This is a genomic window from Bacteroidota bacterium (assembly GCA_030706565.1).
Lineage (GTDB): Bacteria > Bacteroidota > Bacteroidia > Bacteroidales > JAUZOH01 > JAUZOH01.
Map to the genome: position 1 here is coordinate 1 of JAUZOH010000153.1, position 8,451 is coordinate 8,451.

Consider the following 8,451-nt stretch of genomic DNA (forward strand, 5'->3'; position numbering starts at 1 on the left):
ATCTTTTTACAAACCAACGTGTCGAAAAGTAATCGTCTGCAATGCCATTCTTAAAAGGCAAATGCCAAAGACAACCGTATTGCGGAATATTTTCTCCCTCGAGCACAGGAATACCTTCCTCAATAAATGCAGAACCAAATCCTGTCCCTAAGGTAACCGAAATTGACCTTCTGGAATTTGCAGAATGCCCAATCCAGGCCTCGCCTATAGCAAATGAAGTAGCATCGTTTATAAACCGAAAAGGCATATCGCCGGAAAGTTTAAGCAGTGAACGAAGTTCTACGCCAACATTTACGCCATTTAAGTTTTCATATTTTGCAACGTCCTTTGTAAAAAGTGCTATCCCATTCTCGTAATCAAACGGCCCTGGCATTGCAAAGCCAATTCCAACCAGCTTTGATAATTCAATGTATGACAATGCTGCATTAAGAGCATCTTTCCAACAATGCAAAATCTCATCAGAAGACGCTTTATTATTAACCTTCCTGTTGGTAAAACTATCATGGATAACATGTCCTTCCGAAATATTCACAGCTACAGCACTGATATGACTGCCACCAATATCTATACCTAAAGCAAAATTTTTATTCATGTCTTACATTTTAAATTACAAGAAATGACTAAGGTTTTTAAGCAAGCTTCTGATATAACCTATTAATTTACTAACAGTTATATTCGAAATAAACATCAATTCGCCTTGAACAAAACTAAATTAAAAAATCGTTTTAGCAAAATTATTGTCAACAATTACCTATAAAGATTATTTCCATAAAATGGAGTCTTTATAACTATTGTGAAAACAATTCAATTTGATTTATTGATCCGGATGAAATGGGGTATGTGATAAGGTCTTGTTTAAATTTTAGAAAATATTTATGAAAATAAATAAAAGAGTAAAAATCTAAGGTTTTGTTTTGTCACCATCTTCCAACAATTAGCAGGTTAAAACCTCAAAAAAAATCCCGGAAACTATTGCAGCATCCGGGATTTTGTGGGCTGTACTGGACTCGAACCAGTGACTTCTACCCTGTGAAGATAGCACTCTAAACCGACTGAGTTAACAGCCCAATGATTTGCAAAGATATAAATTTTTCTTTAGCTCATCCCTGATTATTGATTTTTTGAAGGGACAATATGATTAATCATGCTTTTATCCGGACAGCTATTGACCTCAAACTGAACCGTGATGTGCTGAAGCTGAAATTTTTTCCTAAGAATTCCATCAACCTTTTCTTTAACCTGCTGCGATTCGCTTACCTTTAAATCATCTTTCAGGTCAATATGGCACTCCAGGTACGACTGGCTGTCGTTGAGCCTCCATGCATGTATATGGTGAATATTTGATATTTCGGGAATGAGCTCAATTTCTTTTTTCAGATCATTCAAATCGAGTTCGCAGGGTGCGGCCTGCATGAGGATTTCTACAGCCTCCTTCAGAACTTTATAAGATTCCTTCAACAAGAAAATTCCTACAATAAAAGTGATTAAGGGATCAATCCAGTATATTCCCCAGAATGTAATGGCAATACCGCCAATAATCACCAGTACAGAAGAAAAAGTGTCGCCCAGTAAATGCAGGTATGCAGCCTTCAGGTTAAGGTTATCCGAAGAATTTCTCCGCAGCAGCAACATGGAAAATAAATTTGCAAGCAGCCCGGCCAGGGCCACCACAAACATCAATACCCCCTTTACCGGTTTGGGATTTAAAAGCCTTTCATAAGCCTCTACAAAGAGGAAAATACAAATTGCGATCAGCGCAAGAGAATTAAGCAGGGCTACCAGTATCTCAGCCCTCTTGTATCCAAAGGTCTTATCAACATCCGATTTCCTTTCTCCGATTTTATTGGCAAAAAAGGCCAGAAAAGCTGAAAAGGCATCCCCCAGATTATGCAACGAATCGGATATAAGCGACAATGAATTGGAGAAAAAACCACCTAAACATTCAATGACGGCAAAGGAAAAATTGATAACCGTTGTAATCAGTAATCTTTTCCCCCTGGCCTCTCCGTTTTCGTGATGATGATGCATAAAACAAGTCCTTTCTTTAGCCAGAGAACAAATAATTTCAAAAAAAGTTTGAAAAGCTTTGTTTATTTCTTTGGCAGATTGTTTTCATGACTAGGTCCCTTATCTTTTTTGATAACGTAAAGCCATACAAGAATCAAAACACCGGCCAGAACAAAAGGGATACTCAGCAACTGGCCCATATTCAATGACATTGTACTTTCAAAAGACTCCTGGTCTTCTTTCACAAATTCAATCAGGAACCTGGCAACGAACACCAGAATAAGGAACAAACTAAATAAAGTGCCTCCCTTTAATTTGCTGATTTTTTTCTCGTACAGATAATACAAAAGGCCAAAAATGAAAAAATAAGAAAGGCCTTCATATAATTGGGTAGGATGTTTAGGCAACACTTCCCCAGCCCTGACAAAAACGAATCCCCAGGGAAGATTGGTCTGTACCCCATAAATTTCAGAATTCATCAGGTTTCCGGTACGGATAAAAAGCCCGGCTAAGGCCACCACAATAACAATGCGGTCTAGGATCCAGAAATAGGATTTCTTGCTTTTTCTGCAGAAAAGATAAAGAGCCAACAGTATACCAATGGCTGCCCCGTGACTGGCCAGTCCTCCATGCCAGGTTTTCAGGATTTCTATAGGATTACGGAGATAATATTCAGGTTCATAGAAAAAACAATGTCCGAGCCTGGCACCGATGATGGTCCCCAACACCATGTACAAAGTCAACTTGTCGAGCAATTCCATGGGCACCCCTTCTTTTTTAAACATGTGGGTAAAAATCAGATAACCCGCCACAAAAGCAGAAGCGAACAATAACCCGTACCAGCGAATATGAAGGGAACCAATACTGAATATTTCGGGAGAAACATTCCAGGTAACAAAATCTATTATCATTTGTCTAATTTTTATTTTAACCCGACAAACCTACATGAATTTTAAATAATAGGCAAAATGATACAAATCATTTTTTAATCAAGTTCTAAACTTTTAGTACTTTCATCCCCATCAAAACAATTTTCAAATCAAAAAAAGTTAAAATTACTTAAATCGAATGTAATTAAATACTTTGCATTATTTTTGTAGATTAATTATTAAAAATAAAATTTTAAAGATATGAAAAAGCTTTTCTTTTCATTAACAGTCATCTTATTATTCAGCTGCACCGGTTTTTCTCAAAGTCCTAAAGCCGGGGATAAAAATAAACCAGAGATGACATTTAAGGAAGTAGAACACGATTTTACAAATGTTCCTTACGACGGTAACGGTACTTTCGATTTTGCTTTCAAAAACACTGGTAAAGAAGCTGTGATTATTCAGAATGTAACCACATCTTGCGGCTGTACTGCTTCAGAATGGTCAAAAGAACCCTACAAAAAAGGTGCTACAGGGGTAATTAAAGTAAAATACAACACTAAAATTGTTGGCAATTTTCAGAAAACCATCACGGTTTATTCCAATGCCAAAAATTCTCCTGTAACTTTGAGGATAAAGGGTTCGGTTGAACCGATGAAAGCCAAATAACTTACAGACTTTTCTTTAATGTGATCAGATTTTTCAATCTATCATTTTTCAACTTTTTTAAAAAGCACAAAGGTTTTCTCCATTTTAGGACTACCTTTGTGTTTGTTATATAATAAAGTTAAATATGCCAAAAGTCTCTGAAAAAGGCAGATTGATGCCTGCATCACCCATTAGAAAATTAGTGCCTTTTGCTGAAGCAGCAAAACGTAAAGGACGCAAAGTATATCACTTAAATATCGGACAGCCCGATATTCACAGTCCTGAAGTCGCGCTTGAAGCGGTAAAAGCGAATTTGCTAAAAGTGGTGGAGTACAGCCATTCTGCAGGAGACGAAAGTTACAGGGAAGCATTAGTATCCTATTACCACCGTATTGGCATTGATATAGACCCATCCCAGATTATAGTAACTGCAGGAGGTTCAGAAGCACTGTTGTTTAGCATGATGTCCTGCCTGGATGAAGGGGAAGAAGCAATTGTTCCTGAACCTTTTTATGCCAATTACTATGCATATTCAACTACTTCGGGAATTAAAATTGTCCCCATCACTTCGACCATTGAGCAAAACTTTGCCCTGCCCCCCATCGAAGAATTTGAAAAAAGGATTACCCCTAAAACTAAAGCCATCATTATTTGTAATCCCAATAATCCCACCGGATACCTGTATTCGAAACAGGAACTGGAGCAATTGCGGGATATTGTGATCAAACATGATCTCTTCCTTTTTTCGGATGAAGTTTATAGAGAGTTCTGTTACGATGGGCTGGAACATTTTTCGGTCATGAATCTCAAAGGGCTGGAGCAGAATGCCATACTTATAGATTCCATATCAAAACGTTATAGCGCCTGCGGCGTACGAATCGGTTGCCTCATTTCACGTAACAAAGATGTAATCGAAACCGCATTAAAATTTGGACAGGCCAGATTAAGCCCTCCTTCGTATGGACAGATATTTGGAGCAGCTGCTGTTAGTGCGCCCAGGGAATATTTCCAGTCGGTCTATAACGAATATATTCAACGACGGAATTATCTGATTGGGGCTTTAAATCAAATGGAGGGCGTGGTATGCCCTATGCCCAAAGGAGCATTTTACTGTATTGCAAGGCTTCCGGTTGATGATGCAGAAAAATTTTCCCAGTGGTTGTTAAGTGATTTCGAATATAAAAACCAAACGGTCATGCTGGCCCCTGCTGCCGGATTTTACTCCACACCCGGCCTGGGCAGGAATGAAGTCAGACTTGCTTATGTTTTAAATGTGGAAGATTTGAAAAATGCCATGGAATGCTTAAAAAAGGCTCTTCAGACCTATCCCGGACGTACCATTAACAAATCAAATCAGATTTCTAATTAACTGTTTTTCGTGAAAAAAGCAGAAGAGAAAAAAGAAAGAATAGCCTTTATTATTAACCCGATTTCAGGGAATGGGAATAAAGATATTGTTCTAAGGCTTATAGATTCTTATATCGACCTCAAACGGTTTAAATGCATAATCAAATATACCAAAGCACAAGGCGATGCAATGCGCATTGCCAAAAAACAGGTAAAGAAAGGTGCTGTTAAAATTATTGCTGTAGGTGGGGATGGTACGGTCAATGAAGTGGCCTCTGAACTCACAGATACTCCTGTCGCTCTTGGAATCATTCCGATCGGGTCGGGCAATGGCCTGGCACGCCATCTCCATATACCAATGAATGTAAAAAAAGCAGTAAAACTGATCAATTCTAATAAGATCACCCAGATTGATTACGGAATGGTGAATAACAAAAAATTTTTCTGTACCTGCGGGGTAGGTTTTGATGCCTTAGTGGGAAATAAATTTTCAGAAAGCCATAGAAGGGGTTTCAACACCTACATCAAAACCACTATACAGGAATTTTTCCGTTACCGTCCCAGCAAATATATTCTGAAATTCAACAGCACTAAAATAAAAACCCGTGCCTTTCTCATCACCTTCGCCAATGCCGCTCAATATGGGAATAATGCATATATTTCACCGGATGCAGATATACAGGATGGATTACTTGATATCTGTATCATGTCTCCTTTTCCAAAAATCATTGCCCTTGACCTGGGTTTAAAACTCTTTAATAAAGATATCAATAAAAGTAAGTTTGTTGATGTAATGCGGGCCAAAGAAATACTTTTGAAACGCAAGCATTCAGGAGAAGTGCATTATGACGGCGAACCCTGCATAATGGGCAGAGAACTCAATTTAAAAGTTGTTCATAAAGGGCTAAATGTGATCATTCCTTAAATTTGTATTGCATCTCTGCGGCTTTGCGTAGAATGTTTTCTCGCAAAGTTTTAACCACGGAAACACTTAATACAAAGAAATATAAAATATTTCTCCATGAGCTCCGTGACTTAGTGGTTATTTTTATTTTAATATTTCCTGAATAGGGTTACCCACAGAGGCATTGGGCAGCTTAATATGCAAAATCATGGAAACGGTAGGCGCAATGTCGGTTACATCATGATGAGCCACACTTTCACCCTGGCGAATTCCTTTGCCGTACCATAACAACGGGATATGAGTATCATAGTTATAGCCGGTACAATGTGACGAAGCAGAACTCAGATCATCTGTCCATCCGGGTTCCAGAACCATCTCCACGTCACCGCAATGTCTATAAAAGAAACCTTTCTGCATGCTGGCTTCAATATCCCTTGTATATTCCTGTTTATCAAGCTGTGTGGCAGTAAAGACCTTGGCCACTCCTTTCTGTTCCCTTAAAAAACCAGCCAGTTGATTCTGAACTTTTTCAAGTTCCAGTCCTTTTTCCTTAATCAAATTTCTGTTCAGATAAAATTGCCCGTAGTAGCTGGCTTCAATCCATTTTCCAGGACCCAGGCCTGCATCTAAATAACGGGCAGCCAGATTTGCAACAGAATCATCATTAAAATAACCTGCAGGAATCTTATGGTCCATCAGATACCTGGGAACTTCATCAGTGCCGTGGTCAGCAGTAAGGAATAGAGTATAATTGCCTTTCCCGACAAACTGATCCAGTGCCTCAAACAAACGGGCCAAATCGCGGTCGAGGCGCAGGTAAGTATCGTTCATCTCCTTGGATAATGGCCCATAATTATGCCCAATTGCATCAGGACTCGAGTAACTGACTGTCAGCAGATCGGGATAATCACCTTTACCCAGGCCGGCCTTCTGTATTGCTTCAATAGCCAGATCAGTAAGTAGACTATTTCCGAAAGGAGACATGTACAATATCCTGAAACGGGGATTATTCTTTCCTGACAAATCTTCAAGATTATAGGGAAAAACAGGTCTCACTTTTCCTTTAACAATATTTTCATAATTGTTGTCATCGGGAAGGCTGCATGGATATTGATTTTCAGGAAACAGTAGGTTCCAGATGCTTTTCAAATATTTTTCAGCGTGTTTTTCTTGATTAAAACCAGCTACCCATTCGGGAAGCTTCGCCATATAATAAGTTGAAGAAACAAAATCCCCTTTTTTCTGGTCAAACCAAAACGCCCCGTCAGCCATGTGACCGGCCGAAAGAATAGCAGCCCTGTCCTTCAATGACAGTCCAATTACCCTGGATTTTTGACCGGTCGAAATTTTCAGTTCATCGCCCAAGTTGGTCACCAATAAATTCCGTGGTGAAACCCCAACCTTTGCATTTTCCCCTCCGACAATATGTTCATTACTGTCAGCGACACAATACTCTACACGTTTCAACTGACGGTTATACCATTCATCATCAATAATCCCGTGATATTGGGGCGTAGTTCCGGAAAAAATGCTGGCATGACCTGCAGCAGTGACTGACGGGATATAATTAATATGAACATCCCTGCAATCAAAACCTTTATTTAGTAAGCGTTTAAATCCGTTTTCGCCAAACTGTTCATAAAACCTGTCAAGATATTCAGCCCTCATCTGATCGACAACAATTCCCACGAACAGCTTTGGAAGGTCCTTTTTCTGGGCAAATGAAACAAGGGCCCATTGCAATATGAAAATGAATATAAGAAACCGCTTTGCCATTACAATAGAATAAAAAAGGTATATTTTCTTAACATAAGATTTAAATGATCGATTTAACCAGAAAATTAAAAAAATATTAATAACAACATATTGGTAAAAAAGCCCAGCCCTAATCCTCCATATACCTCTGAAGGTTTGTGGGCATTCAGGCTTAAACGTGCGAAACCCAGCAAACCCGCAATCACAACACTAATTATCAGGAAAACAGAAATATCAGCCAGTAAACGGAACGACATGGCCAGTAAAGCGCCGATCACCCCACCTATTCCAACCATGTGGGCACTTATCTTCCATTTGATATTAATCAGACTGGTCAGTACTACCGAAAGGGTTGCTGCCAATATAAAAAGCTGAATAATACGGGGCACCATCAGGCTTCTCAAGACAAAATAATCTATATAAAATAAAGCCGAAGTAATGAGCAAAGGGAAAAAGCGTTCACTCCTGTCTTTCATTTCTACCGTACTTACCATCCTGGTATAAATAAAAACAGGGATCAGACTCAGGGGCAACAAAAATGTACCAACAGCCACAATCAGGAAAATGATACGTTCGGCTTCAGTAGAAAGCATGGAAACATAAGTACCTGAATTATAAATCATCAACAAACCCAACGAAGGCATCACTAAAGGGTGAAATACGACTGAAAGAATCTTAGAAATAGTTTTTACCATATATGTTTTAAAAATTTACAGTCCAAATAATTTTGCATAATCCTGACCAAATTAAACCTAAAGGATTCTTTCATAAAGATAAATGTTACAGTCTATATTTCTTCAAGAGTTAAACAGACCCTTTCAAATTTCTATAATCCATGAAATCATAATACAAACCCAATCTTTAAGATACAACTAAACCAAATCATCAATTTTAGAATTTCTGTTTTCTAAACATTCAGAG

General features: G+C 38.5%; 8 protein-coding genes and 1 tRNA gene. 3 read left to right on the forward strand and 6 right to left on the reverse strand.

The genetic code is table 11. The features are described 5' to 3' along the window. The 4 genes from Q8907_09205 to lgt form a co-directional block, all read right to left on the reverse strand. A partial coding sequence (locus Q8907_09205; protein MDP4274441.1) for an ROK family protein occupies positions 1–592 on the reverse strand: 592 nt, incomplete at its 3' end. A gap of 400 nt (positions 593–992) precedes the next feature. Continuing rightward, positions 993–1,067: transfer RNA gene (locus Q8907_09210), tRNA-Val, on the reverse strand. A 43-nt stretch (positions 1,068–1,110) separates the two neighbouring features. Further along, entirely contained in the window at positions 1,111–2,028 is a 918-nt protein-coding gene (locus tag Q8907_09215) for a cation diffusion facilitator family transporter (GenBank protein ID MDP4274442.1), read from the reverse strand. 62 nt (positions 2,029–2,090) lie between these two features. Beyond that, positions 2,091–2,918 (reverse strand): prolipoprotein diacylglyceryl transferase, encoded by an 828-nt coding sequence (gene lgt, locus Q8907_09220; protein ID MDP4274443.1) that lies wholly within the window; start codon positions 2,916–2,918, stop codon positions 2,091–2,093. Positions 2,919–3,137: 219 nt separating this feature from the next. Between lgt and Q8907_09225 the strand changes: the two genes are divergently transcribed. The 3 genes from Q8907_09225 to Q8907_09235 all read left to right on the forward strand — a co-directional run bounded on the left by Q8907_09225 (position 3,138) and on the right by Q8907_09235 (position 5,796). Beyond that, on the forward strand, positions 3,138–3,545 hold the full coding sequence (locus tag Q8907_09225; protein ID MDP4274444.1) for a DUF1573 domain-containing protein: 408 nt from the start codon (positions 3,138–3,140) through the stop codon (positions 3,543–3,545). Positions 3,546–3,669: 124 nt separating this feature from the next. After that, entirely contained in the window at positions 3,670–4,893 is a 1,224-nt protein-coding gene (locus Q8907_09230; GenBank protein MDP4274445.1) for a pyridoxal phosphate-dependent aminotransferase, read from the forward strand. 9 nt (positions 4,894–4,902) lie between these two features. Further along, positions 4,903–5,796: a YegS/Rv2252/BmrU family lipid kinase gene (locus Q8907_09235; protein MDP4274446.1), complete on the forward strand. Its 894-nt coding sequence runs from the start codon at positions 4,903–4,905 to the stop codon at positions 5,794–5,796. A gap of 123 nt (positions 5,797–5,919) precedes the next feature. Here Q8907_09235 and Q8907_09240 read toward each other — a convergent pair whose 3' ends face one another. Further along, positions 5,920–7,551, reverse strand: coding sequence for an alkaline phosphatase family protein (locus Q8907_09240; protein ID MDP4274447.1), 1,632 nt, complete (start codon positions 7,549–7,551; stop codon positions 5,920–5,922). 65 nt (positions 7,552–7,616) lie between these two features. Next, a complete protein-coding gene (locus Q8907_09245) occupies positions 7,617–8,225 on the reverse strand; it encodes a PAP2 family protein (protein MDP4274448.1) in 609 nt (202 codons plus the stop codon). Positions 8,226–8,451 lie beyond the last annotated feature (226 nt).

Excerpts from the sequence above, each read along its gene's own strand:
- Q8907_09215 (MDP4274442.1), bottom strand. The coding sequence starts at position 2,028 with ATGCATCATCATCACGAAAACGGAGAGGCCAGGGGGAAAAGATTACTG.
- lgt (MDP4274443.1), bottom strand. The coding sequence starts at position 2,918 with ATGATAATAGATTTTGTTACCTGGAATGTTTCTCCCGAAATATTCAGT.
- Q8907_09225 (MDP4274444.1), top strand. The coding sequence starts at position 3,138 with ATGAAAAAGCTTTTCTTTTCATTAACAGTCATCTTATTATTCAGCTGC.
- Q8907_09230 (MDP4274445.1), top strand. The coding sequence starts at position 3,670 with ATGCCAAAAGTCTCTGAAAAAGGCAGATTGATGCCTGCATCACCCATT.
- Q8907_09240 (MDP4274447.1), bottom strand. The coding sequence starts at position 7,551 with ATGGCAAAGCGGTTTCTTATATTCATTTTCATATTGCAATGGGCCCTT.
- Q8907_09245 (MDP4274448.1), bottom strand. The coding sequence starts at position 8,225 with ATGGTAAAAACTATTTCTAAGATTCTTTCAGTCGTATTTCACCCTTTA.